The 23,156-nt window shown below is 38.2% G+C and carries 36 protein-coding genes and 3 pseudogenes; 18 read left to right on the top strand and 21 right to left on the bottom strand.

What is annotated here, in order from left to right:
• Positions 1 to 9 precede the first annotated feature (9 nt).
• Positions 10 to 1,101: pseudogene (locus ACWYN3_RS36540) on the bottom strand (Glu/Leu/Phe/Val family dehydrogenase).
• A 111-nt stretch (positions 1,102 to 1,212) separates the two neighbouring features.
• On the opposite strand from ACWYN3_RS36540, the pseudogene ACWYN3_RS36535 reads away from it, so the two are divergent.
• From ACWYN3_RS36535 to ACWYN3_RS36515, 5 genes and pseudogenes are all read left to right on the top strand, one after another.
• Positions 1,213 to 3,002 (top strand): annotated as a pseudogene (locus tag ACWYN3_RS36535) (ABC transporter ATP-binding protein).
• 70 nt (positions 3,003 to 3,072) lie between these two features.
• Positions 3,073 to 3,404 (top strand): annotated as a pseudogene (locus tag ACWYN3_RS36530) (DUF3276 family protein).
• 180 nt (positions 3,405 to 3,584) lie between these two features.
• Complete coding sequence (locus ACWYN3_RS36525; protein ID WP_456218576.1) at positions 3,585 to 4,433, top strand: hypothetical protein; 849 nt, start codon at positions 3,585 to 3,587, stop codon at positions 4,431 to 4,433.
• Positions 4,434 to 4,585: 152 nt separating this feature from the next.
• Entirely contained in the window at positions 4,586 to 4,741 is a 156-nt protein-coding gene (locus ACWYN3_RS36520) for a hypothetical protein (protein ID WP_456218575.1), read from the top strand.
• Positions 4,728 to 5,012, top strand: coding sequence for a hypothetical protein (locus ACWYN3_RS36515; RefSeq protein WP_456218574.1), 285 nt, complete (start codon positions 4,728 to 4,730; stop codon positions 5,010 to 5,012). The genes ACWYN3_RS36520 and ACWYN3_RS36515 overlap by 14 nt, the downstream gene beginning before the upstream one ends.
• 164 nt (positions 5,013 to 5,176) lie before the next feature.
• On the opposite strand, the gene ACWYN3_RS36510 is transcribed toward ACWYN3_RS36515, so the two are convergent.
• From ACWYN3_RS36510 to ACWYN3_RS36500, 3 genes are all read right to left on the bottom strand, one after another.
• A complete protein-coding gene (locus ACWYN3_RS36510) occupies positions 5,177 to 5,338 on the bottom strand; it encodes a hypothetical protein (RefSeq protein WP_456218573.1) in 162 nt (53 codons plus the stop codon).
• Positions 5,339 to 5,421: 83 nt separating this feature from the next.
• On the bottom strand, positions 5,422 to 5,715 hold the full coding sequence (locus ACWYN3_RS36505; RefSeq protein WP_456218572.1) for a hypothetical protein: 294 nt from the start codon (positions 5,713 to 5,715) through the stop codon (positions 5,422 to 5,424).
• Between the two features lie 11 nt (positions 5,716 to 5,726).
• Positions 5,727 to 5,930 (bottom strand): hypothetical protein, encoded by a 204-nt coding sequence (locus ACWYN3_RS36500; RefSeq protein ID WP_456218571.1) that lies wholly within the window; start codon positions 5,928 to 5,930, stop codon positions 5,727 to 5,729.
• Positions 5,931 to 5,994: 64 nt separating this feature from the next.
• Here ACWYN3_RS36500 and ACWYN3_RS36495 point away from each other — a divergent pair, with 64 nt between their 5' ends.
• The 5 genes from ACWYN3_RS36495 to ACWYN3_RS36475 all read left to right on the top strand — a co-directional run bounded on the left by ACWYN3_RS36495 (position 5,995) and on the right by ACWYN3_RS36475 (position 9,026).
• Complete coding sequence (locus ACWYN3_RS36495; RefSeq protein ID WP_456218570.1) at positions 5,995 to 6,738, top strand: spondin domain-containing protein; 744 nt, start codon at positions 5,995 to 5,997, stop codon at positions 6,736 to 6,738.
• A complete protein-coding gene (locus ACWYN3_RS36490) occupies positions 6,692 to 7,300 on the top strand; it encodes a spondin domain-containing protein (protein WP_456218569.1) in 609 nt (202 codons plus the stop codon). Before ACWYN3_RS36495 ends, ACWYN3_RS36490 begins: the two co-directional genes overlap by 47 nt.
• Before the next feature lie 354 nt (positions 7,301 to 7,654).
• Positions 7,655 to 8,128 (top strand): hypothetical protein, encoded by a 474-nt coding sequence (locus ACWYN3_RS36485; RefSeq protein WP_456218568.1) that lies wholly within the window; start codon positions 7,655 to 7,657, stop codon positions 8,126 to 8,128.
• Positions 8,129 to 8,149: 21 nt separating this feature from the next.
• Positions 8,150 to 8,632 carry a hypothetical protein gene (locus tag ACWYN3_RS36480; protein ID WP_456218567.1) on the top strand — a complete coding sequence of 161 codons (483 nt, stop codon included), beginning with the start codon at positions 8,150 to 8,152 and terminating at the stop codon, positions 8,630 to 8,632.
• A gap of 85 nt (positions 8,633 to 8,717) precedes the next feature.
• Entirely contained in the window at positions 8,718 to 9,026 is a 309-nt protein-coding gene (locus tag ACWYN3_RS36475) for a hypothetical protein (protein ID WP_456218566.1), read from the top strand.
• Positions 9,027 to 9,215: 189 nt separating this feature from the next.
• On the opposite strand, the gene ACWYN3_RS36470 is transcribed toward ACWYN3_RS36475, so the two are convergent.
• From ACWYN3_RS36470 to ACWYN3_RS36435, 8 genes are all read right to left on the bottom strand, one after another.
• The gene (locus ACWYN3_RS36470) at positions 9,216 to 9,632 is read right to left on the bottom strand and encodes a helix-turn-helix domain-containing protein (RefSeq protein WP_456218565.1); all 417 of its coding nucleotides are present in this window, start codon (positions 9,630 to 9,632) and stop codon (positions 9,216 to 9,218) included.
• Positions 9,633 to 9,745: 113 nt separating this feature from the next.
• Positions 9,746 to 10,168 carry a hypothetical protein gene (locus ACWYN3_RS36465; protein WP_456218564.1) on the bottom strand — a complete coding sequence of 141 codons (423 nt, stop codon included), beginning with the start codon at positions 10,166 to 10,168 and terminating at the stop codon, positions 9,746 to 9,748.
• Between the two features lie 14 nt (positions 10,169 to 10,182).
• The gene (locus tag ACWYN3_RS36460; protein ID WP_456218563.1) at positions 10,183 to 10,383 is read right to left on the bottom strand and encodes a hypothetical protein; all 201 of its coding nucleotides are present in this window, start codon (positions 10,381 to 10,383) and stop codon (positions 10,183 to 10,185) included.
• 443 nt (positions 10,384 to 10,826) lie between these two features.
• On the bottom strand, positions 10,827 to 11,222 hold the full coding sequence (locus ACWYN3_RS36455; RefSeq protein WP_456218562.1) for a hypothetical protein: 396 nt from the start codon (positions 11,220 to 11,222) through the stop codon (positions 10,827 to 10,829).
• Positions 11,185 to 11,655: a hypothetical protein gene (locus tag ACWYN3_RS36450; protein ID WP_456218561.1), complete on the bottom strand. Its 471-nt coding sequence runs from the start codon at positions 11,653 to 11,655 to the stop codon at positions 11,185 to 11,187. Before ACWYN3_RS36450 ends, ACWYN3_RS36455 begins: the two co-directional genes overlap by 38 nt.
• Positions 11,656 to 11,696: 41 nt before the next feature.
• On the bottom strand, positions 11,697 to 11,942 hold the full coding sequence (locus ACWYN3_RS36445) for a hypothetical protein (protein WP_456218560.1): 246 nt from the start codon (positions 11,940 to 11,942) through the stop codon (positions 11,697 to 11,699).
• A 7-nt stretch (positions 11,943 to 11,949) separates the two neighbouring features.
• On the bottom strand, positions 11,950 to 12,108 hold the full coding sequence (locus ACWYN3_RS36440; protein ID WP_456218559.1) for a hypothetical protein: 159 nt from the start codon (positions 12,106 to 12,108) through the stop codon (positions 11,950 to 11,952).
• Positions 12,109 to 12,176: 68 nt separating this feature from the next.
• Complete coding sequence (locus tag ACWYN3_RS36435) at positions 12,177 to 12,659, bottom strand: hypothetical protein (RefSeq protein ID WP_456218558.1); 483 nt, start codon at positions 12,657 to 12,659, stop codon at positions 12,177 to 12,179.
• Between the two features lie 208 nt (positions 12,660 to 12,867).
• On the opposite strand from ACWYN3_RS36435, the gene ACWYN3_RS36430 reads away from it, so the two are divergent.
• Both ACWYN3_RS36430 and ACWYN3_RS36425 read left to right on the top strand, forming a co-directional pair.
• A complete protein-coding gene (locus ACWYN3_RS36430) occupies positions 12,868 to 14,313 on the top strand; it encodes a glycoside hydrolase family 97 N-terminal domain-containing protein (RefSeq protein ID WP_456218557.1) in 1,446 nt (481 codons plus the stop codon).
• Positions 14,225 to 14,752: a glycoside hydrolase family 97 C-terminal domain-containing protein gene (locus ACWYN3_RS36425; RefSeq protein WP_456218556.1), complete on the top strand. Its 528-nt coding sequence runs from the start codon at positions 14,225 to 14,227 to the stop codon at positions 14,750 to 14,752. The genes ACWYN3_RS36430 and ACWYN3_RS36425 overlap by 89 nt, the downstream gene beginning before the upstream one ends.
• 6 nt (positions 14,753 to 14,758) lie before the next feature.
• Here ACWYN3_RS36425 and ACWYN3_RS36420 read toward each other — a convergent pair whose 3' ends face one another.
• Positions 14,759 to 15,175, bottom strand: coding sequence for a hypothetical protein (locus ACWYN3_RS36420; RefSeq protein WP_456218555.1), 417 nt, complete (start codon positions 15,173 to 15,175; stop codon positions 14,759 to 14,761).
• A 169-nt stretch (positions 15,176 to 15,344) separates the two neighbouring features.
• Here ACWYN3_RS36420 and ACWYN3_RS36415 point away from each other — a divergent pair, with 169 nt between their 5' ends.
• Positions 15,345 to 15,470, top strand: a complete 126-nt coding sequence (locus ACWYN3_RS36415) for a hypothetical protein (RefSeq protein WP_456218554.1) — start codon at positions 15,345 to 15,347, stop codon at positions 15,468 to 15,470.
• A gap of 85 nt (positions 15,471 to 15,555) precedes the next feature.
• On the opposite strand, the gene ACWYN3_RS36410 is transcribed toward ACWYN3_RS36415, so the two are convergent.
• From ACWYN3_RS36410 to ACWYN3_RS36390, 5 genes are all read right to left on the bottom strand, one after another.
• The gene (locus ACWYN3_RS36410; RefSeq protein ID WP_456218553.1) at positions 15,556 to 15,966 is read right to left on the bottom strand and encodes an OsmC family protein; all 411 of its coding nucleotides are present in this window, start codon (positions 15,964 to 15,966) and stop codon (positions 15,556 to 15,558) included.
• Between the two features lie 45 nt (positions 15,967 to 16,011).
• The gene (locus tag ACWYN3_RS36405) at positions 16,012 to 17,220 is read right to left on the bottom strand and encodes an MFS transporter (protein WP_456218552.1); all 1,209 of its coding nucleotides are present in this window, start codon (positions 17,218 to 17,220) and stop codon (positions 16,012 to 16,014) included.
• Complete coding sequence (locus tag ACWYN3_RS36400) at positions 17,220 to 17,618, bottom strand: alpha/beta hydrolase family protein (protein WP_456223278.1); 399 nt, start codon at positions 17,616 to 17,618, stop codon at positions 17,220 to 17,222. The genes ACWYN3_RS36405 and ACWYN3_RS36400 overlap by 1 nt, the downstream gene beginning before the upstream one ends.
• Positions 17,619 to 17,626: 8 nt before the next feature.
• Entirely contained in the window at positions 17,627 to 19,228 is a 1,602-nt protein-coding gene (locus ACWYN3_RS36395) for a S9 family peptidase (protein WP_456218551.1), read from the bottom strand.
• A gap of 239 nt (positions 19,229 to 19,467) precedes the next feature.
• The gene (locus ACWYN3_RS36390) at positions 19,468 to 19,728 is read right to left on the bottom strand and encodes a hypothetical protein (RefSeq protein ID WP_456218550.1); all 261 of its coding nucleotides are present in this window, start codon (positions 19,726 to 19,728) and stop codon (positions 19,468 to 19,470) included.
• 210 nt (positions 19,729 to 19,938) lie between these two features.
• Between ACWYN3_RS36390 and ACWYN3_RS36385 the strand changes: the two genes are divergently transcribed.
• The 3 genes from ACWYN3_RS36385 to ACWYN3_RS36375 are packed head-to-tail and all read left to right on the top strand — an operon-like array spanning position 19,939 to position 20,825.
• Positions 19,939 to 20,583, top strand: coding sequence for a hypothetical protein (locus ACWYN3_RS36385; protein ID WP_456218549.1), 645 nt, complete (start codon positions 19,939 to 19,941; stop codon positions 20,581 to 20,583).
• 4 nt (positions 20,584 to 20,587) lie between these two features.
• Entirely contained in the window at positions 20,588 to 20,737 is a 150-nt protein-coding gene (locus ACWYN3_RS36380) for a hypothetical protein (RefSeq protein WP_456218548.1), read from the top strand.
• Positions 20,700 to 20,825, top strand: coding sequence for a hypothetical protein (locus ACWYN3_RS36375; RefSeq protein ID WP_456218547.1), 126 nt, complete (start codon positions 20,700 to 20,702; stop codon positions 20,823 to 20,825). The genes ACWYN3_RS36380 and ACWYN3_RS36375 overlap by 38 nt, the downstream gene beginning before the upstream one ends.
• A 147-nt stretch (positions 20,826 to 20,972) precedes the next feature.
• Here the strand turns inward: ACWYN3_RS36375 and ACWYN3_RS36370 are convergent, their stop codons facing one another.
• Positions 20,973 to 21,098 (bottom strand): TlpA family protein disulfide reductase, encoded by a 126-nt coding sequence (locus ACWYN3_RS36370; protein ID WP_456218546.1) that lies wholly within the window; start codon positions 21,096 to 21,098, stop codon positions 20,973 to 20,975.
• Positions 21,099 to 21,363: 265 nt separating this feature from the next.
• Between ACWYN3_RS36370 and ACWYN3_RS36365 the strand changes: the two genes are divergently transcribed.
• The gene (locus ACWYN3_RS36365) at positions 21,364 to 21,795 is read left to right on the top strand and encodes a TlpA family protein disulfide reductase (RefSeq protein ID WP_456218545.1); all 432 of its coding nucleotides are present in this window, start codon (positions 21,364 to 21,366) and stop codon (positions 21,793 to 21,795) included.
• A 71-nt stretch (positions 21,796 to 21,866) separates the two neighbouring features.
• On the opposite strand, the gene ACWYN3_RS36360 is transcribed toward ACWYN3_RS36365, so the two are convergent.
• Complete coding sequence (locus tag ACWYN3_RS36360) at positions 21,867 to 22,046, bottom strand: hypothetical protein (RefSeq protein ID WP_456218544.1); 180 nt, start codon at positions 22,044 to 22,046, stop codon at positions 21,867 to 21,869.
• A gap of 167 nt (positions 22,047 to 22,213) precedes the next feature.
• Complete coding sequence (locus tag ACWYN3_RS36355; RefSeq protein WP_456218543.1) at positions 22,214 to 22,453, bottom strand: NUDIX domain-containing protein; 240 nt, start codon at positions 22,451 to 22,453, stop codon at positions 22,214 to 22,216.
• A 145-nt stretch (positions 22,454 to 22,598) separates the two neighbouring features.
• Between ACWYN3_RS36355 and ACWYN3_RS36350 the strand changes: the two genes are divergently transcribed.
• Complete coding sequence (locus tag ACWYN3_RS36350; RefSeq protein ID WP_456218542.1) at positions 22,599 to 23,129, top strand: hypothetical protein; 531 nt, start codon at positions 22,599 to 22,601, stop codon at positions 23,127 to 23,129.
• Positions 23,130 to 23,156: the final 27 nt, after the last annotated feature.

The following is a 23,156-nucleotide window of genomic DNA, read 5'->3' as shown; positions in this document are numbered from 1 at the left end:
TACCGGTTATTAAAATGATGATTTTATTTTTTTTTTGTCTATTATTCTTTGTTCTGCTATCCTGTTTGCTGCCAGGATAGTTGGGATATTCTCTGCCTTAGACAGTTTAATAACGTTACGTGTGGCCTGATAGATATTTTCTGTCAGCTGCATCGTACGTTTTCTTCCGAAACCTGTTAGTTCCGAATAACAATTAAATCAAACCACCTGCATTAATCAGGTAATCCGGTGCGAAAAGTATATTCTTTTCCAATAGTAATTTACCATGAACCTGCTCATCTGCAAGCTGATTATTAGCTGAACCAGCGATAATCGCAAATTTCATTCTTGGAATAGTTACGTCATTCACTGTAGCACCTAACGCACAAGGCGCATATATATCAACGTCAAGACCGAACACTTTATTGGCCTCTACGGGTTTTGCTTTATATTTTCTGGCAATATGATGTAAACGCTCTTCGTTAATATCACTGATAAAAACTTCAACGTTTTCATTTCTCAGCAATTCAACAAGCTGCTCTCCTACATTACCAATACCCTGAACAACAACAGAACGTCCTGCCAGCATATCCGTACCAAAAACTTCTTTAACACAGGCTTTTATTCCAAGGAAAACACCTTTAGCAGTAGTTGGTGAAGGATCACCCATACCACCAATTGATTCAGGAACTCCTGTCACATGTTTGGTTTCCATGCTGATATATACTCCATATCCTTAGTTGTTGTACCCACATCTTCGGCAGTGATAAATTCACCATTCAGATTTTGGATAAAACGACCATAACTACGCATCATTGCTTCAGATTTACCTTTACGGGAATCACCAATGATGACAGCTTTACCGCCTCCCAGGTTAAGCCCTGTTATTGCAGCTTTATAAGTCATACTCCTCGATAACCGCAGCACATCTTCCAGTGCTTCAGTCTCAGTAGCATAATTAAGCATTCTTGTACCACCCAAAGCCGGACCCAATGTAGTATCATGAATAGCAATAATGGCTTTTAAACCGGTATCGGGATCATTACAAAAAACAACTTTTTTGTGTCCTAAAGCACTTAGTTGATCTAAAATTGAGGTTACCACAGAACTATTACCAGACATAAGATTTCGTTTATCAGACAGCTCGCAAAACTAAGGATAAAAAACATTATTTACATTGTTTTAACCAAACAGTTTTCAAAAATCATGTTCAATTGGCTAACTTTACGCCACATGAAGCACCTTCGTTTTTTAAATAAACATTTCTATAAATATAAATGGTGGATCATACCGGGTGTGTTTTTCGTTATTATTTCTAATATTTTCGGCGTAATTCCAGCACAGGTAATTGGTCATGCTTTTAACCTGATTACTGAAAATATTCAGATCTACTACCTGTTTAATGATTTCCAGAGACAGCAGATTATATATGATATCTTCAGTTACAGCCTGCTTTATTTCGGCTCACTGGTCCTTATTCTTTATCTGATTAGAGGGTTATTCCTCTTTTTTATGCGTCAAACCCTTATTTTAATGTCCAGACACATTGAATTTGACATGAAGAATGAGATTTACGCTCACTATCAAAAGCTAAGTCTTGGCTTTTACCGCCGTAACAATACCGGTGATTTAATGAACCGGGCTACAGAGGATGTAAACAGGGTAAGAATGTATGTTGGCCCCGCAATTATGTACGCCATCAATACACTTGTTTTGTTTCTGCTGATTATTACATCTATGTATTCAGTAAATGCAAAACTTGCGACTTTCTGTTTACTGCCCCTGCCAGTATTGGTCGTGATTATTTACTTTGTCAACACCCAGATCAATAATAAAAGCGAGCAGATCCAGGAACAGCTTTCCCGTTTATCAAGTTTTGTGCAGGAAAGATTTTCAGGTATCCGCGTGATCAAATCATATGTCCGTGAAGATTACACCAGGGAAATCTTCGCTAATGAAAGCAGCGCTTATAAAAATAGTGCAATGGGGCTTGTCCGTGTACAAGCACTCTTCTACCCTACCATGCTTCTTTTAGTTGGGCTCAGCACTATTCTGACAGTATATATAGGTGGAGAGCAAGTACTGGATGGTTCTATAACTGCAGGTAATATTGCAGAATTCATCGTTTATGTAAATCAGCTGACTTTCCCTGTGACCATGCTTGGCTGGGTAACTACACTTATTCAGCGTGCTTCGGCATCACAAAAAAGGATCAATGAATTCCTCGAGTTACAGCCAGATATCCGTACCGGCGATGCACCAGTTGCAGATCTGAATGGTAATATCAGCTTTGATCACGTTAGTTTCACCTACCAGGATACTGGTATCAAAGCGATACAAGATGTAAGTTTTGATATTAAGGCAGGTCAGTTTGTGGCCATTATCGGCCGAACGGGCTCAGGGAAATCAACATTAGCAAACCTGATTATGAGGATGTATGATACCGATTCCGGCCAGATTTCGATTGACGGAACACCCCTGAAAAAAGTAAATCTGAATTCGTTCAGAAATCAAGTCGGTTTCGTTCCGCAAGAAGTTTTTCTCTTTTCTGATAATATTAAGAATAATATCGCCTTTGGTTTAGACCAGGTAACTGACCTGGAAATTGAAACTGCCGCCCGGAATGCGGCCGTATACCATAATATAATGGACTTTGAGCTCAAGTTTGACACGATGCTGGGCGAACGTGGAATTACCTTGTCCGGCGGTCAGAAACAACGGTATCCATTGCAAGGGCACTCATTAAAGAGCCTAAAATATTGATTTTTGATGACTGTCTTTCTGCAGTAGATACCAAAACTGAGGAAGAAATCTTAAATAACCTGGGCAATGTCATGAAAGGAAAGACGAGCATATTAATTGCCCACAGGATTTCCACGATCAAAAAAGCAGACAAAATTTTAGTCCTGGAAGAAGGACGTATTGCAGAACAAGGCACTCATGATGAACTAATTAACCTTCATGGGATCTACGAAGAAATGTATCAAAATCAGTTATTGGAAGAAGAAAATAAATCTCTTTAATTTCTATTTTGATCTTATCTAATTAATGCTTTATATTTACCCGAACCAAAAACCAACAGCAATACCAAACATGGGAGAATTTGACAACAAAGAGAGAGAAGAGGTTTTTTCTAAAAAAGTAAGGGCCGGTAAAAGAACTTATTTTTTCGACGTTAAAGCAACACGTTCAGGAGATTATTATTTAACCCTTACTGAAACAAGAAAAAGAAAAGACTGGAAGACGGTGTATTTGTAAAACATAAGATCTTTTTATACAAAGAAGATTTTGAAAAGTTTGCTGAAGGATTAAATGAGACAGTTGATTATATCAAGAATCACCAGGAAGTAGTTGAAAAACGCTATGAATATTCGGAAAACCATGAAGGTGCTGCAAAAGGCCAGAATGATGATTTTTCTTTCTAGGATTTAAGACCTTTTAGAAGCTCCTTTCAGGGGCTTTTTTTATGCCCAAAAATTGATAACAGTCCTGTTATCCGAAATCATGGCTTATAATTTCAAAGACACACTTACAGCATTAATGTTAAATTAATAGAATTGGTAATTAAACATCATATCTTTAAAAAAAATATCTGATACACCTAAATGAAGAAACTATTTTTACTATTTCTGATCTCCATCCCATTTCTAACCAAAGCCCAAAATTGTAACTGTCCCGATAACTTCAAATTTGTAATTGAAAGAATAAAAAATAATTACCCCGGATACAGAGATAAAGTGATCCCCGCAACTCAGCAGCGTTTTGACTTTTTCACTGATAGTCTTCAAAGGGCCGCAAGTTCAGCAGATCAAATGACTTGTATAGAAATCTGCAAAGAATGGCTGTCATTTTTTAAAGACAGACATATAGGTATCAATTACTCCGCACCAGAAAATGCCACTAAAGAAGACATCAGAAACTTCTTTGCCGGATCAGAAAAGACAGCTTGGAACGAAGTAGCTTTCAAAGCCTATCTTGAACGTCACAAAAACCAGCTTGATGAAATAGAAGGAATCTGGTACAATGACAGCTACGAGATCGGAATAGTAAAAGATTCCATACAAAGGCCCGGTGAATTTGCAGGCTTTATAATCAGTGCAAACAATGCAACCTGGACACCTGGACAAACAAAAATAAGAATCAAAAAAAAAGCTGATAATTATCAGCTCTTATATTTCAGATTGATAGATCATTCCAAATACCACACTAAGTTCATAAAAACCGGGGACAAATTTAATCTAGGTTATTATGGAGACTGGTTTAAACGCGGTACCCTCGAAGATGATAATATCCATACTCCAACAACAGTAACAGACTACTCCCCATCGTTTACGGCATTGGACAAAGAAACAAACTTAATCACTTTACCTAGTTTTAAAGCCCGGTATAAAAAAGCAACAGACAGCCTGATTGAAAGCAACGAAAAGCTACTAAAAAAAACGGTAAACACCTGATTATTGATCTCAGAAATAATTCAGGCGGACTAACGCCCAACTTCGAAAAACTATTACCATATATCTATACCAATCCTATTTATACAGATGGTGGAGTAGTCTGGGCAACAGCAGACAACATCAAAGATAGTTATGGAAAAACATATCCAGAATTGTCAGAAGAGGTTAACAAAACACTTGCAGAGGATGCAAAAAAACTCAGGGCACATTTAGGCGAATTTTATCCGCTTTACGCTGCCGATACAATTAAATTCACTACAGTGCTTAAGAACCCCTCAGCGTGTTTCCATTCTAATGAACAGAAATAGTGCAAGTTCAGCCGAGCATCTCATCCTAAGAGCAGAGCAAAGTAAAAAAGTAACCTTGTTTGGTCAGAACAGTTCCGGTGCCATAGATTACACCGAAATTGTCATTACAACAATGCCATGTAATTACTTTCAGCTTGGCTACCCTGCTTTCAGATCAAACAGATTAGACAGGCGCAAATTAGATAACGTAGGCATTACCCCGAATATAATCATCCCCGATAGCGTCCCTGACTGGGTAGAATTTGTCAGAAAATACAAGGCAAAACCTTAATAAAAAACCAAAAAAAAATTGTCCGGTTTTTTATTATTCCTGTCAAATGCTATTCGTGTGTCCTGTCCTTATCAGCAGGTTTCTTCACCTGTTGATAAGGATAAATCTTCATTTCATCCAATAAAATCTTTACCGTCGCCTCTAATTTAGGATCTCTGCAGCAATCAGATCCTTAGGCATTTGTTCCACACAAAAACATCAGGTGCTACACCCCGGTTTTCAACAATCCATTTACCATCAGTCCCGTATATACCAAAATCAGACGCTGTAACAGTTTCCCCATCAATTAACGAAGGATAATCACTTATCCCAACCAAAATCCCCATGGTAGTCCTGCCAACAAGTTTACCCAGTTTTTTTAAATTTGAACATATAGGGGAGCATATCACCACCAGAACCGGCATTTTCATTAATAATAGGCCCATTGTTTGCCATCGGGCGATGCAGCGACTTGAGAAGCTTCCGGCATAGGTAACACTTGAGTTGCCCCGCCTTTTACACTTACGCTATATAAACGCGCAGTCAATCCATAATCGAAATTACGCGTAAAGGTAAAATATACTTCATCATTATTAATCCATCCGCGAACTATATCTCCTGCCGGATGATAGGTTAGCCTTTTGGGCGTTTCCCCATCAATTGGAATTACATAAACATCCTGATTACCCGTAAAAACAATATTACGCTCATCAGGAGAGATCACAGGATTCTGTTCTACTGTGCGGGGTTAACAGTCAGCCGGCACGGTGAACTGCCGTCACGATTGGCCACCCAAATATCCCCCGCATAAGCAAAAGCAACATAATTTTTACTGGTTGAAGGAGTCCGGAGCAATAAAGTTTCTTTTTCCTGACCATAGGCTAGTGGGGTTACAAACCCCAAAGAGATGAAAGAAACTATTAAAAAATTAATTTCCAATTGCTGTAAGGTTTTGTGTAATACGCCGACAAAGGGGTATAAAACAATCTAAAAGAAACACAAAATGAATTCACTTCAAAACAACTGGCTATGGCTGATCGCAGCTATTTTACCCTTAACATTTACAGCTTGCAAAAAAGATGCAGCTGCTCCCACATTAAGCAATAAGACTACAATAACTGTAGAAAATGTATTAAACTCAAGCAGTCTTGTAGAATCTGGTACTTTTCAAGGTACAGGTACTCCACCTGTTATACTGCCGGGGCAATCTGTTTCTTTCAGGTTCTCCGCATCTATTGGCCAGGCTGTTACTTTTGCTTCTATGTACGGCTGGTCTAACGATTTGTTCTTCGCACCAGCAAACCCAGGTATTACACTTTACGATCAGAACAAAAAACCAATTGAAGGGGATGTTTCTTCACAAATCAAATTATGGGATAACGGAACCCGGGTAAATCAAAAACCGGGGATTGCAGTTAATCATCCGGGGATTACAGAAAACAGTCCGGTTACAGAAGTGAATGGCAAAGACGCTCAGGGAAACACTTATCTTCCGGCTTCATCATTGGTTAAAGCTACCTTAAAATATGAAGGCGATTCTTACTTCACCTTAACCTTGCTGAATACTTCAGGCGGTACAGCCAATGAAACTCCTTTAAGCCCTGGCGTATGGGCAATATCGTATATTGCAGGCGGCAAATTACTCAATGCCGCACCTATATTCACAGCAGGCCAACCTACAGCGAATGGGCTAACTCAAATTGCCGAAGCCGGAAAATGCACCATTATACACTTATATCAAAAGTAACACCGGAATTTTCACACCACTGTCTCCAATCCTGGTTGTTATTTATAATGGGATAGAAAACCCAATTTACAAGCTTGGCGAGAAAGACCGTAACGAAGGATTAAAAGAATTGGCGCAGCAAGGAAATGCAACCCTGCTGGCCGCAGCGTTGAAAGGCAGAACAGGAGTTAAAAATGTATATGTATTACCCGCTCCGGGATCTACCATTCTGCTACCTGTAATTGGCGGTCAGGCTGGTGGCAGTGTTACACAAGAACTTTCCGTAACCAAAGGCGACCGGATTGCTATTGCTACAATGTATGGCTTTTCAAATGACTGGTTTTTTGCTTCTGCTGAAAACGGGGTGGATGCGACGCAAACAGCAGATATTTCCGGTTCTATTAAACTCTTCGATAATGGTACTGCTATTGATCAGTTTCCAGGAGCTGGAAATACACAATTTAATCTTGGAGGAGCTACAGCTTCACAGAGCAATGTGATTGCAGAAGTACCGAACCCAAATCCTTTTACCACTTTACCTTCAATCAATAATATTATAAAAGTGAAGATCAATGTGAATTAAAACATCATGTTATAAAAGAGAAAGCCGTTTCTATAAAATAGGAACGGCTTTCTCTTTTATAACCAGATTCTTAAGTCAATAGAAGAAGATAAACCTCACCTGTTTTAACTACAACCTAATACACATTAACACTCTAAAAGAGTCTAAAAAACAATTCCTATCAACCAATAAACTAACCAGTTACCTTAAAACAGCCAAATTCGGCACGTTTAACAAGATGTATGGCATTAATTTTGTCGTTACAAATTCTTTATCAGATAAAAAAAAAAAGTATATTTTAACAATACACAATATCCGCTTCAATAAAATTTACTATTGTTTCAAATTCTAATTAACTCTTTAAACAAAAAAAAAATGGACAACTACAAGTACTTTGAACAAGATGGTGACAAATATCATTTAAAAGCACAATTCGTATTTATTACCATTCTTGGTGGCATTTTCTTCATAGGCGGCCTATTACTTGCTTTGACAAAAGGCGCTGCTGATAATGCTGTAATGTGGGTCGGCTATGGCATGGCATTACTGGGAGCAATGAACCTACTCCGTCTTACGGCAAAAGCAACCATTGATATGCAGACGCGCCAGATCCTGATCAAAAGACATTTATTCACTTCTGAAGTGGCCTATAGTCTGGACAATTTCGAAACGTTCCTTGTAGCAAGTACAGTTTCCATATTTGGGATTACCATGAATGGCACAGCCAGCATAATCCTTGATATCAATGGAAAAGAGAAAAACATAATGCTAAACCAGTCCATATTTACTGTGGCACCACTTAACCATATGGTTAATGAAGCACTGCAGATTATGAAAATTGAAGATTAGGTTCATAACGAAGAATAATATATGGCGCTTTATAACTTTCAAATCTCAAACGGACAGCTGACTATTCAGCCCAATCTGAGTTACCACACTAAAATTAAAATCTTTTTAGTGGGAATTCTTCTATGTTTTGGTATCGCTCTATTTTCACCCATACAAAACGATGTAAAACCTTTCCTTTACATGGTTGGGACAGGGCTTTGCTGTTATGTTGTTTATGAGTTTCTATTTTTAGCAAACGTAACCATGATTTTTGATCAGGGTACACGTAAAGTATATAAAAAGATACCCGGCATTTACACAAAAACGCTGATGGATTTTGAAGAAATAAGATTGGTAAATGATACCAGCTATGGTACATTGACCTATACCATTGGTGCTAAAAGTACTCGTTTTATAAAAAACTATCCGATTAGCGATACCTTTTCAAACAGCAAAAAAGGGCTGAGAAAACAATTGGAGTTCGAAGCGGAAATCCTTGAACCTTTAATGGAGTTTGTGAAGTAAACATCTTTAATGATCCGCTAGTCCTAAGATCAATCTTACTGCTAAACCATACTCTGCCGAATCTATACAAGATCTAAGATACAGGATGCTGACAAAACAAAATTCTTTTGGCTATATCGGCGGAACGATTTTACAGATCATGTATGATCTGCAGAATCTTACAGGAATCAATGTTTGGGGATTTCTTGCGGCTAACCTACCAGATGAAAAGACAAACTATAATAATAAACGTTTCGTGATATATAAGAAAATATTGAGCAGATCTTACTTTCAAAATCACAAAGTCTTTGGAAATAAAGATAATAGCGCTATTTTTGTAATACCTAACGATCAGGCCTGGAACAAGGATTTAATTATTAGCAATTATGAAAAAGTCTTCTCGGAAACAAACTAATGGACAGATGTCAGAACAATTTGCTTCTATCAAATACAATGGTACTGCTCATCCTGTTACAACACAGTGGGTATCCGCGCAGAAGTAAATAAATTTAAAGGAATGGCAGATAATGCAGAAGAAGTAAAGCCAGAGATTATCCCTGGCTACAAAATTCGTGGTTAGAACTAATGCCCTCAAAATCCAGTTCTACCCTTTCTTCTCACTTTGCAATAACAATCGCTCATAAAGAGCCTCTTTCTCGGCATGAAGTTTTTTAATTTCATCAACCAGTTCAAATACTTTTTCTAACGGATTAAATATACACTCATAATTAGGGCCAGAGTTTGGTCCCGAATTATCGTAATTATTCTGAATATTATAAATCGCAGTTTCTTCATCAAAATTCCTGATTGCTTGCTCAGGTACTTTTAAAACCTTAGCTATTTCAGCCAAAACATCATCTTCGATCTTTTCCTTCGATTCTAAAACTGAAATCCTTTTCTGAGTCCATTCCTCTCCTAATTCAAATGCAAGTCCCTCTTGCTTGATCCCAAGCATTTCTCTGAAACGTTTTACATTTCGGCCTTCGTGGACCTTATTTGGACGATTTGTAGTAGTGCTCATAATTATTTGGATAAGGACTCAAATGTAATATAATAATTGTACAGCTAGTTAATATTAAACAAAAAAGACTGCCTCATCAACGATGAGAGCAGCCTTTAAAAATCTTAAATTTCTTACTTAACTGACAGCAAAAATCCAATTGTAAAGTTAGCATCCCAGTCAAATACGAAAGTATCGCAATGAGTTGCATATTTAATCGCTTTGTAAATATTCACACCGCTTTTAATCTTTACTTTATCAGTGTTATACTTTTCAGGATTATTTAAAACTGTAAATCTTTCTTCACCATTACGCGTCTGTTTAGCCAGTTCAAATGGAACACCACCAATGATAAAACAAACCTCACGTTTAGTAGAAGGTATTTTTTCAGCGATAGCTTTAACCTGATCATAAACAGCAGCATCCTTTAAATCTTTTTCATAATACTTAGCACCCGGTGCTTCAGCAGATTTAACATCACCATCCATCCATGAAATCTTAGTGTTACCAGAACCAATATCAACAACAAAAGAGTTATCATAATAAGATGCAGGCAATACACACTTTAAAGCTAGTTTACCTTCCTGCTCAGCAGTAACAGGTTGACTACATAACCCATTTTTTTCAATTCAGAAGTAATGGCAGCAGTTTTAGGTTCTTTCTGTGCACCAGAACTAATCACAAAATGAATGTTTTTAGATTTCACACCTTTATCAAACATAGCACCTATATAATCTTTTAATCCGGTACGGATATCAGCAGTTGTGGCCATACCTTCATACACGAAAGATTTCCCAAAGTCCTTAGAAATAATTTCCCAGCGCTTTTCTTTATCAATATTAACTACAAAAGAGTTAAAGCCAGAAGCACCTACTTCAACAACACCTTTATATTCACCATTAACGGGTTTTTCCGGAGTATAATTGAAAGTACGTTTCTCATCACTGGTTGCCGCAGAAGAAGATGATGAACCTGTAGTACTTGCTGTACGGCTAATGCCAGTACTATCCTGAATTGATTTAGTTCCTATACCATCGAGTTTACCACTTTCAGATGCCCAGTAACCTAATCCTATAATTGGAATAGCAATAATTATTTGCCTTTATCGGCCAGCGTAATCTGCCCCATGTTGATTTCTCTTCCATATTCTTTTTTGTATAATAATTTTATTGTTAAAAATTCAATTTAAAACTTTCCCTTAATTCAATTACCAGCTTAATCCAGTAAAGTAAAGCCTTTATCAACTTTCTCTTCTGTTTTCAATTCATAGGAAGCATCAGACATCTGGCTAACATTAAGCATTTTCAGATTGCGCTGATCAACCTTCTGAATAAATTCTTCCAGTTCGCCCTGTGTTGGTGCACCACCGACAGTTATATTGTTATTCTGATCAAGGAAATCCAGGTTGGAACGTATAGAAGCTATATTCTGGCTGATTGCCCCTGTGGCTGCGTTCATTGCTTCCTGGAATACCCAGCTATCCTTAATATTAAATACCTCTGCTAAACCATCAGTCGCATTTTTCATTTTCTGAGTAGCTTCCAGTTTTTTAGAAATGATAGAAATACTGCTATCAAGCGTACTTACATAAAAACGGGGCAGCACTTTCATTGTCTTTCAGTACTTCCAGAACTTTAGCAAACTGATTTGCATACTGCACATAACTTCTCGCATTCTGTTCTTCAGATTCGCCTTCTTTACCTAGTAAAAATGCTTTAGTGCGCGTTTCCTTTGCATCTCTGCCGTATCCATTAGCTTTCTCCGTATTATTATTAGCAGCCTCCTGTTTTCCTTTTTCATCCAGATTAGCAGCTTCAACAGTAAAACGTTTTGCATAAGTATACTTCTCTTCTGCTGTTTTCTGTGCAGTTTCACCGCTCTGGATCATATCAATACGTACACCATCCACATTAGTGATTTTCTCTTTCACACGCTTTAAAGTGTCCTTCGCATCTTTAGATAACAGTTGAAGCGTTTCAATTGGGTTATTACGGATAATAGCCTTCTCCCCTTTAAAAATCAGGATTGTACCCAAACGGTGCAATAGTGCAATGATTTTTTTTGGAGCCAGTAATAATAAAACAATCAGAATAATACTAAAAAAAAAACCAGCAGGATACTTTTCGCTGCATATTCCAGCATCAATGGCAGAAATTTAAAAAAGGCAAAAGCACCACCTAAAACAATCACCCAGAAAAATATATTAGCTATGGTCTTCTTGGCTTCTGGTGTCTGCATCTGGCTAGGTAAATGATCACCCAGTACCTGGAATATTGGTAACTGGCTCTTCAATTCGGCCGGTATATTTACAAATTGGGACTTATTTTCCATTTTTTTATTAGTTTATATTGGTTTGGATTATGTTAAGGGCGTTTTTGATATCTGTGATCACTTCGGCAACGGCAGTATTGCCAATAGTTATCTTTGCATCGATATCCTGCAATTGTGGTTCATATTTACTATTGATCTCTTTCAATTCTTTTTGTCTGGCACTCAATGTTTCGCGCAGTTCATCAATATTCTGTTCAATCCGTTGAACTTCGGCAGTAAGGTTAGCTTTTTCTGCTACCTGATTTTGTTCAATACTATCCTTCTGTAACTGCTTCGGCTGGTTTCCTTATCAATAACCTTCTGAAGTTCAACGGCATAATTCTGACCAGTTCTAATCAGTTTATCTTTATCCAGTGTTTTATCTACATATTTCAAAGAAGTGAAAGCCGCTTTTATTGAACCAGCATTGACACTGCCCATTTCAGCGGCAGCATTCCATACCTCAAAGAAATCTAGTCCCGGCTCGTTAATTCTTTCCAGTATTTCAAGTACTTTAATCTTCATCTGCTTCACATCAGCAGGTGGCAGATCTGAAGTGTTTTGTGTTAGATTCGTCTGAGGGTTTTTAGTTACATTTTCGCTTGTTTTAGTTTCTGCTACTGGCTGGCCAGATACCTGCTTTGTTTCAGGAATATCGGTTTCAGGGCTATCCTCAAAGATTAATTTCTTTAAGCTTTTTAAAATCCCAAAGGAGTTGTTTGCTGGTTCCTCACTCATAATTTAATTTATCTATCACTAAAATAACAAAAAACGAAGATAACATATCGATTTTATTTAACCCGGTCTCTTTCGTGAAAATTAAATTAAAATAATTCAGCAGACAAAGTCTGACAAATGCCAAATTCTCATACTATTTTGCCAAAAAACTAAGACAAAAATGCTGGAACTTAGAGCATTAACCGATTAACCAAATATTAAACAGATTATGAGAAGACCTATAGCTAAAATGATTTTTTGTACACTCTCATTTTGCATTGCTCATTACACAGCGGTTTCAGCCAATCCCCCCGTCTATTCCAGGGCCGAAAAACCCATTACAATTTCCAGCCCTGATGGAAAAATAAAGTTACTGCTCCAGCAAAAAAACGGATCAATAACCTACTCCATTAACTTCAATAAAAAACCCGTTATCGAATCTTCCCGTTTAGGAATGGTAATAGATGGAAAAGTATTTGGGGATCATGCCAAACCAGGCAAAATTGAAAAATATACAATAAATGAGAAATATCCATACAGAGGTATTCACAGCATGGCTGTTAATCAATGTAATGGTGCAAAAATTACTATCGACGCGACAACATCTCCGTTCACTATCGAAGCAAGGGTTTTTAATGATGGTGTTGCTTTTCGCTATCTGATTAACAATAAAAATCAGACTGTAATTGAAAAAGACACCACAGAATTCACGATTCCAGCCGGCAGTATATTATGGTCTCAGTCTAACATTAAATATTACGAAGGCACTTACAAAAAAAGCACGATTGAAGCCTTTAAACAGGACGAATTAGCAGGCCCGCCGATTACGATATTATTACCCGAAAATAATGGATATGCTGCAATTACAGAAGGTGGCCTCACAGATTTCGCAGGTATGTCACTCAGGGCAGGCGGTAAAAGAAATTTCTATGCCCACCTATCTGGAGTGACCAGTAAATCAGGAAATATAGAATCTCCATGGAGAATCATAGAAATTAGTAAAGACCTGAATACACTGGTTAACTGTGATATTATTGCTAATGTCTCTCTGCTTTTGATCCTCAGCTATTTCCAAAATTATTATGACACTGACTGGATTAAACCTGGCCGTAGTGTATGGTCCTGGCTGGCAGAAAGTGGTAAAGTAACCTTAGAGAACATGAAAAAATTCTCGGACTTAGCCGCAGCTTTGGGTTTCGAATATAACCTGGTAGATGAAGGCTGGGGCAACTGGAAAGATGGAGACAAAGACCAGTGGGATATGATGAAAGAACTGGTAGATTATTCCGCCAAAAAGAATGTAAAGATCTGGGTATGGAAAGCCTATCCTGACCGAAAAGGAATTGCCGGTATTAAAGATCCCGAAAAGCGGAAAGAGTTTTTCAAGAAATGTAAAGATCTCGGAATAGCAGGACTTAAAGTAGACTTCTTCGATTCTGAATCTCAGGAAATTATTGACTTTTACCAGGCCGCTTTAAAAGATGCAGCAACATATCACCTGATGATGGATTTTCATGGTGCAAATAAGCCTACAGGAGAAGTACGTACCTGGCCAAATGAACTGACAAAGAGAAGCCATAAGAGGCATGGAAGGCCGACCACCCTGGGCACCAGGAAATACTACACTGCCTTTTACCCGCTATCTTGCAGGCCATGCAGATTATACTCCTGTTAACTTTGGTAAGCGTCTGGGTGAAATAAGCTGGGCACAGCATATTGCCAGTATGACTGTTTTCACATCCCCATTTCTATGTTTAGGGGCAAACCCTCAGGATATCCTGGATAATCCCGCCAAAGAAATGATGCTCAGTATTCCGTCAACATGGGACGAAACAATTGTCCTGCCTCAAAGTAAAATAGGCGAACTGGTTTTATATGCCCGTCGAAAAGGCAATACCTGGTTTCTTGCAGCAATGAACGGCTTACATACCCCTATAACTATAAAACCTGATCTTTCATTTTTGGGCAAAGGGAATTACAAGCTATCTGCTGTCAAAGACGATAAAGAGAAACAAGCTAATGTTATCCTCGAAAACACAAAAATCTCAGCAAAATCTACCCTCACTCTAGAATTGAATCCCGAAGGTGGCTACCTTGGGCGCTTTGAAAAATAAATAATCTTACGATCCTTTAACTGTGCACTCCTTTACCTGTGCATCAGTTAAAGTGATCCAGCTTTCCTGTTCTGCTACATTAGTACCAAGGACAATCTCACTATTTTGCTGCAATTGCTTTTCAATCAGCTCCAGTAAATCATTAGCGATAGCCTTATTTAAAATTCTGACAGGTTCATCCAGCGCATCTGTTTTAATCTCCAGATCGTAAATTCCGGAAACCAGTGTCTTACAGATGACCAGTTCCACTACTTTGTTATGCGTTACGTTTTTCAAAGCCGTAAATGCATGAGCAACCTGTTCAGCGTGATCTGCCTTAAAGCCAAGCATTAAAGAAGAGCCCGATTCAGCATTTTCACTATCATCTGATAAGTATATCTTTTCGGCCTCTGCCAGTATTGATTCTATGACTAACCTGTCCATAATTTAATTCTTTAGAAATGTATACCCTAAAAAGGAATGAAAAGACATATTGTTTGGTTAAAGATTAAATATTAAAGCCCGTTTACTTTAATATTCAATACATTGAAAACCAAGAAGATCAATTAAACCATCACCAGGACGTTTTGTCTTACATAAAATCCACAGAAATATGAACACAATACTCTATATGGTTAATGGTACTAATATCGGATTCTCAGAAATAATGATCATCATGCTGGCAGTTATCATTATTTTTTTAGTAGCACGGAATATTATCGCTCCTCCTAAATATTAATTCCAGGTAATAATTAAATAAGGAATGCCTTCTTCACAGAAAGCATTCCTTAAAAAAATCAGATTAATTATTGAACAGAAAGAACTTAAACCAAACTGGCTTCCAAAGTAATAGCTACATTATAAGCTTTACTCACAGGACAGTTTTCTTTAGCTCCGGCAGCAATTTCCTGGAACTGAGTTTCTGTAATTCCAGGTATATCAGCTTTCAAAACCAGATTAGAACTTGTAATTACGCCATTATCTAAGGATACTGTGCCCTTAGTTTCCAATGACGCTGGATTAAAACCAGCTTCGGTCAGATCAAGACTTAATTTCATGGTAAAACATCCTGCATGTGCAGCAGCCATCAACTCTTCGGGATTAGTCCCTACCCCATCAGCAAAACGGCTGTTAAATGAATATTGTGTCTGGTTCAGAACAGTACTGTCAGTAGTCAGATGACCTTTACCTTCTTTGATTGTGCCATTCCAAACGGCTGTTGCATTACGTTTCATATAGTTTTGTTTTTTTTTAGATGATAATAGCAGCAATTTAAAATATTAATCCATCTTATGCTTCAGTAATTTAAATCCTGACGCACAAACGACTAACAACAAGATCAGCATGATCCACAACCAGTTATATCCATATTTTTCAGCAAGATAAAAACCAGCCGAGGGACCAATTACCTGCGAAACTGACCAGCTTAATGTATATCCCGCAGCATATTGTCCGCGGTTAAATTCATTTGTCCTGCTCATGACGAAAGTATTGATAAAAGGAAGTGCAAACATTTCTCCGATTGTAAACAGCAGCACTGATAAAAGAGCAACCATTACAGGAGTAATACCCGGTAATAATAACATGACATAGGCACCTCCGATGAACAGCACACCTTTAACAATATAATGAATTGGAGATCGCTTATTCTCGATCCGGCTGATCATCACCATTTCAAACAACGCGATAATCAAACCATTCATCCCCAGGATTAAACCAATCTTCATCTCATTAATATGCCATACTTCTTTATAAAACAATGGGACTACCCTGAACATCAGATAGAAACAAGTCGTTAACATTGTAGTCAGTAATAAGAATTTAATAAACAAAATGTCCTCCCAGGGTTTACGCACCTGTATCCTTTTAATTTTCTCGGCTACTGCTTTACGTGCCCCTTTTGCCGTTGCAGGTAAAAGCAGTAAAATAGCAAGGCCCGAAAGTGCACTTACAGATCCGTCTACCACGAAAAGTAAAGGATAACTGAAAGAAGCAACAATCCCCCCGATTGCACTGCCCACGGCAAAGCCCATATTGGTGGCCAGTCTGTTTAAAGAATAAGAACGCGTTTGAGTCCCTTCTTTCGCATATGTTGCAATAGCGGCAAAATTTGCTGGTCTGAATGCTTCAGAGAAAAAACTGATCACTACAGTCAGCATACACAACGCATGGAAATGTGTGATTGTAGAATAGAGGATAAAAAATATCCCCCCCACAATGGCAGATATAATCTGGACAGCCCTGAAACCAATAACATCAGTCAGTTTCCCGCCAGCCGTTGCGCCCATAATAGAGCCGACGCCAAATAATGTAATGATCAATCCTGCATCAGAAGGTGGTCTGTGCAGATACTGTGTCATGTATAAACTCATAAATGGTACAGCCATGCTGCTGCTCCTGTTGATGAGCATTACTATACTTAATAACCATGTTTCAGTACTTAATCCGGAAAAAGAATCTTTATAGGTGGTATATATTTTTTTTATCATTATTTGTATCGTTCAAAAAATTCCATGGTCCTCAACATCTGGTCAGCACGCTGCCTGTTGTTTCCAGACCTGGTGAGCTCATGAGTCGCTCCGGGGTGTCTTACATATTCTACTTCTCTGCCTAAAACTTTCAGGGCTTTGTACATCATTTCGGATTGAATAACTCCTGTTCTCAAATCTGTTTCTCCATGAAAGATGATCAATGGCGTATGGATCTGATCTACATAAGTAAATGGCGATTCAGCTCTGAGCAATTTGCCAGCCTCCTTTTCCCATGGATAACCTCCAAAGTATTCAGGCACAAGTCTCCAGGCATTACCTTCACCAAAAAAAGTAGTCAGGTCATAAACGCCACGCTGTGCACAGGCTGCCTTAAACCGGTCTGTATGAGAAACAATCCATGCAGTCAGATATCCAGCATAAGAACCACCGGTAACAAAAATTGTTTATTGATATCAGCCCAGCCTTCTTCAATGGTCAGATCAAGCGCTTTAATCACATCCCGCATCGGTCCCGCGCCCCAGTCTTTTATATTTGCCCGTAAAAAAGCTTCACTATAACCACCCGATCCCCGGGGATTACAGTAAACAACCCCATAACCCAGACCAGTATAATACTGAAACTCGTGCCACATACTGGATTCTCCGGGTCCCCACATTGCAGAAGGCCCGCCATGAATTTCCAGCATCACAGGATATTTTTTACCAGCTTCTGCTCCGACAGGTCTCATCACCCAGTACTCCACTTCCATACCCTGATCATTTATAAATGTCTTTTTCACAGGTATACTCAGACTTTTATTTGCGAGCCAGTCTCTGTTCAAACTGGTAATCCTTTTTGGTTTTTTATTCAGCAGATCGGCCGAGAATACTTCCGAAGGATCGGTCGTATTCATCAGAGAATAAATAATTTGCGTCCCATTTACATCAAATGATGTTATCCCTGTATCATAAGCCGACAAATAATGAACAGATTGATTAGATAATCTATAAGTAAATAATACATTCCCTCCATTTGAACCTGCCGTAAAATATAACTGCTGATTATCTTTGCCCCAGGTCCAGCTATTACAGTTACGATCTATAGGAATGCTTCGCTGTTTTTTACTTTCGAGATTATAAACAAATGCCTTTTCTATATATATTCCTCTTCCAGGCACAAGCGTATAACTCATCCATTTTCCATCACCAGAGATACTGGTTGCCTCAAAACGCTGATCTTTTCCACCCAAAATCAGTTCTGGTTTTCCTCCCGTCAAACTGATCCGATAAATAGCCGATTCGACACTTCTATCGGGATGTAATGCTGGATTGAGATCTGCATTGACCAGGAGATACTTGCTATCCGGGCTGATTTCTACCAGATTATAATTGTAAAACCCATGAGTTAAAGCTACAGGGGATGCATTTTTATTGACCAGTGATAAAGAAAACAAATGCTTAAAACTAAGCTCAGGATTAGTCACAGCTTCTCCCTGAAAATCTAACCGGTTAAATACTTTCGCTTTTTTATCTTTCTCATTCTGCTGCAAATAAGATCTGATCTCCTGCAAACTGCCATCGGCATTTCCTTTGACCACGTTACCATAAACCTGATCTGCAGTAACTTTAGGTTTCTCCAGGTCCCATAACGGTGATTTCTTCTCTGGATTAAGAATAGAATCCTTTTCTAACTCAGCAAGGCTGATTGAAGCAGAAAAAACGATTGTCTGGTTATTCCGGCTGACTTCCAGATCACTTACCCCATACTCAAAATCTGTCAGCTGTACTGCTTCTCCACCATTCAATGGTAGTTTAAAAAGTTGAGATTTACCCTTTACAATTCTTGTAAAAAATAATTGTTTGTTATCTCCGGACCAGCAAACATTGCCGCTATTATCTTTTTGATTAGTGATTGGTCTTGGGGCTGCGCTTAAATCGGCAGGGGCCAGAAACCACTGTCTCTGATAATCATATTCACCTGTTTTAGCATCATTGACAATGGCCTGAACACTATAGAGATATACCATTTTCCATCAGGGGAAAATTTAACACCCGAAGCTGTTTTGATTTTATATAAATCACTTACTAAAACCCTTTCACTCTTTTGAGCAAAAGTATGGACAGTAAACAGCCATAAAACAATGGTAAAGAGAGTTTTCATATGATTAGGTTAGAGAAACCTAAATTAAAGACAAAACCCCAAATTTAAACTATGAATTACCAACTAAAGGCGTTTAGTAACGTAATTATAAAGTCAATTTTCAGCTCACACTTTCTCCTGCAAAAATGTCTGGTGATAAGCATTAATGATCAGATCTCTGATTTCCTGAGGTAAATCGCTATCATTATCAAAAGATAATTCAAAAGTATCATGACTCAATATAAAATGATCATAAATACGCTCGGTCCGGCATAACTTTTTTTGAATAGATTTCAGCCCAAAGTACAAGTGATAATCCTTTTCTATCTGATCTATAACACTATAGAATAAATCCTGTCTCTTATGGAGGTCAGCAGCAGCTGTCATGTTTATATTTAGTATTTAGGCCAAGATACAGTGTCCCTGTAAATTTAGCAATAGTCAATAGTCCCATAAGTATATTATGAACGAAAGGAACAAAAGATCCTGCTATTCTCCAAGCTTTTAATGCGTTAAATAATGTTAATTTATGTGGAATGTAATAGCGATCAGATAATTTTGATAAGCAAGGTATTTTGTCCCCCTTGCCAAATAAATATGGATAAAAAAACCATACTGAGTTTATTACTCTTTACCAGTATTACCGCAATTCATCCTGCGCTTTACGCACAAAAAACTGATCCAGATGCAGATGTAAATTTATGGGTTCAGCAGCCAGTCAAAGTAGACGGGGTTTCGGATGAATGGCATGAGCCACTTAACAATTACAATACGGAGACTAAGCTTGCATTTGGGCTGGCCAATGATCAGCAGAATCTTTATCTGATCATTGAGTCAATGGATGATGCAACAACCAGGAAATTAATGTCAGCTGGCCTCACCCTGGATATTAATATAGCCGGAAAAAAGAAAGACGGGATCAAACTCAATTTCCTGGGCATGAACCAGCCCCCGCCACCGCATGAACAAAATGACTCTTTACATCACAGCGAACCTGGCATGGATGCCGAAGAACACGCCGGAGTACATGTGATACAGGTTTCCGGCTTCAAGAATATTCCTGACGGAAGTTTAGCTATGCCCAATAAAGATGGTATAGAAGTGGCAGCAGCTTTCAATAAACAAAGAGATTACATCTGCGAGCTGGCTATCCCATTTGCTCAACTAGGATTAAAAGGCAATGAAACAAAAGCAATCGCTTATAATATAAAAATAAAACAGCGGTGCAGAACATCATCATAAAGATATGCCCACTGGCGAAAGTGCCCCTTCTGGTAGTCGTGGCATGGGTGGTGGAAAAGGTGGTGGTATGGGCGGTGGAGGTATGCGAGGCGGCGGTGGAGGAGGAAGGCACGGTGGTGGCGGTATGGGAGGCGGAAAAAGCCCGTACCCCTGAAGGATCAGGTAGTCAGAACGCAACAGCATCTGATTTCTGGATTAAATATGAACTGGCCAAACCTATTGCTTCTTTCCGGGCTAATTAAGATTTAACCAGGCGCTGCTATAAATTTTACAATTTATTTTTTTCGTACACAATAAACAGCAGATTTCAGCGTCTTATATACGAGAGCGTTAATTAGATAACGGGGACCGTCCGCCTGGATGGTCCCCGTTTCTTTTTTAAATATCTTTTATTTCAATAACTCTTCAAGCTTTTTTGTCAGTTCATCACCTCTAAGATTTCTTGCTACAATTATCCCATTTGGATCAACCAGGTAATTTGATGGAATACCCTGAATGCCATAATATTGAGACACTTCATTTTTCCAGCCTATTTACTTTTAGTAAAAGAAGAAGCTCTTTGTCCGTGTATAAATCGCGTGCTAACATCCTGAGTCTGCGAATATAACAATTGACACCAATTCATCACCTAATTTAATTTAATCTACCAATTCAGCAGACTAGCCGAATTATACTTAAATTACTATCAATTACAGAAAAACTAAAATTATCATAGCTAAATAATCGTTAATCAAATAATTCTATTTCCACATTTATTATATTTGGGTAAACAACTACAATATGAAAAAATATTTATTCGGCTTTTTGATAGTCTTCCTTTCCATGACCGCTTCGGCCCAAATGCCTGCCGGGACTGTACCAGCTTTTCAGTTCTATAAAGCTGATGGAAAAGCATTCACCAATACGCAAATTACTCCTGACCACAAATCACTTTTCGTGTTTTTTGATGCCACTTGCAGTCATTGCCAAAAAACAATGCTCGAATTGTCAAAAAGATATGAAGAGATCAAAAAACTGAACATCTATCTTGTTTCCCTTGATCAGCATATCACCATGAACGATTTCATGAGTAAATATGGGAAAAACCTGATCGGAAAGAAAAATGTATTGTTGCTTGAAGACCGTGATCACGTATTCATTCATCCCTTTGTTCAAGCCTGCAAAATATCCATCTCTGTTTTTATACTCTCCAAAAAACACACTCGTATTTAATACCAGTGGTGATAAAGAGTTACAAAAGCTTTTTGACGCAATCAAAAAATAGCAAATAAATTTATGGACAGCTACCTTCTGTTTTCTACAGCGGGTACTGTTTTATGCAATAATGCCGTTCGTTGAGGGGTCCTGCTGCATTGTCCTAATGCAACATAAATCAGGACGAAAATCAAAATAGTAGAGAGACAGCCTCCGCCAAGTTTTTTAGCGCCCCAGCCTGCTATGATAGCTTTGAAAAATGAGTTCATAAGATAGATTTCATTCTATAACATCTTATCCTCCATAAAGTTTTTCACGATCGGAATATCTGCCTCCGCCCAATCCAGCTTATCTAATTCTGCCGGGTCCAGCCACAAAAAAGCTGCATGTTCAGTTAACAGCACTTCTCCGCTAACTAATGTACATTGAAAAGGAATCAGGCGGATGACTTGTTTCCCTGGTCATGAATAGAAGGAGTCATCTTTTTTACAATTTTAATCTCCACTGCTAATTCTTCTCTAATTTCACGGATCAGACAATCTTCTGCGCTTTCGCCTGGCTCCACTTTACCACCCGGAAATTCCCATTTAAGTGGCAAATGCATATTCAGGCTTCTTTGTGCAACTAAAATTTGTCCTTCATGGCTAATAATCAGAGCACAGGATACATCTATCATGAGGCTAAAATATTAAAAAAATCTGCCATGGGCGATAAGTATTCATCCTTCATCGGCAAATACTTAACCTTCATAGACACATAGACAGATCATGCTAATGCTGGCACCTGGTTTGGGCTACCCTATGCAGATAACACACACACAAATGAAAAGAATAATTTTAGCTGTAATTATCGGAGTAGCTTCGTTTAGCAGCATCAAAGCCAATGCACAGGTAAGCCTGAATATAAATATAGGATCTCAGCCAAACTGGGGCCCGGCCGGATACAATCATGTTGATTATTACTATCTGCCTGATGATGTAGATTCGTATTACAATGTCTCCACACAGCAATATGTCTACCAGGTAAACAACCAGTGGGTATTCAGAAAAACCCTTCCTGCAAGATATAGTGGATATAATTTATATAATGGTTATAAAGTGGTAATGAATACACCAAAACCTTATTTGAATCATACCCAGAATATCAAACAATATAGCAGGTATAAAAACTATAATGGTAAACAGGGAAATATCAGGGATAGCAAAGACAACAGATATGCAGCTGCAAGAAATAACAGACCTGTACAGGTGAGAGAAACCCGTACAGTTGTCAAATCTCAGGGAAAAGGCGATCAGAGAAACAAAAAAAATGACAGTAGAGGAAATAACCAGTCTCAAAGAGGCGATAGATAAAGATAATACCGTTGCACACACGCAAAA

The sequence above is a fragment of the Pedobacter sp. NJ-S-72 genome, from assembly GCF_053890575.1.
This window is presented reverse-complemented; position numbering and strand designations above follow the sequence as displayed.